Source organism: Sphaerisporangium aureirubrum (assembly GCF_042658925.1).
Lineage (GTDB): Bacteria > Actinomycetota > Actinomycetes > Streptosporangiales > Streptosporangiaceae > Sphaerisporangium > Sphaerisporangium aureirubrum.
Window position 1 is genome coordinate 1 of record NZ_JBHSRF010000213.1, and the last position, 594, is coordinate 594.

Below are 594 nucleotides of genomic sequence, written 5' to 3' on the forward strand. Positions count from 1 at the left end.
GCATGAGGGTGCTGGTGGTCGAGGACGCCCGCGCGCTGGCCGATGTGGTCGCCGAGGGGCTGCGGGACCAGGGCATGGCCGTCGACCTCGCCTGCGACGGCCACACCGCGGCAGCCAAGCTCGACCTCAACCCCTACGAGGTGGTGGTGCTGGACCGCGACCTGCCCGGCATCCACGGCGACGCGCTCTGCCAGATGATCACCGAGCGCGAAGAGCGCCCCATGGTGCTGATGCTGACCGCGGCGGACTCCCCCGGCGATCGCGTCAGCGGGCTCACCCTCGGCGCCGACGACTACCTCGCCAAGCCGTTCCACTTCCCCGAGCTGGTCCTGCGGATCCGGGCGCTGGCCCGACGACGGCCCGACGCCAGGGCCAGGACGCTGCGTGCGGCGGGCATCGAGCTCGACCCGGTGCGGCGCACGGCCACCCGCGACGGCCGGCGGCTCGACCTCTCGGTCAAGGAGTTCGCCCTGCTCGAAGCCCTGCTCCAGGCGGGGCCGGCGGTGCTCAGCACCGAGGACCTGCTGGAACGCGTCTGGGACGAGCACGCCAATCCGTTCACCAACACCGTCACCGTGACCATCGGGCGCCTGC

1 protein-coding gene is annotated in these 594 nt (G+C 72.7%); it reads left to right on the plus strand.

All coding sequences use genetic code 11. The features are described 5' to 3' along the window. The coding region (locus tag ACFP1K_RS41190; RefSeq protein ID WP_380764056.1) for a response regulator transcription factor at positions 1 to 594 on the plus strand (594 nt) is incomplete at both ends.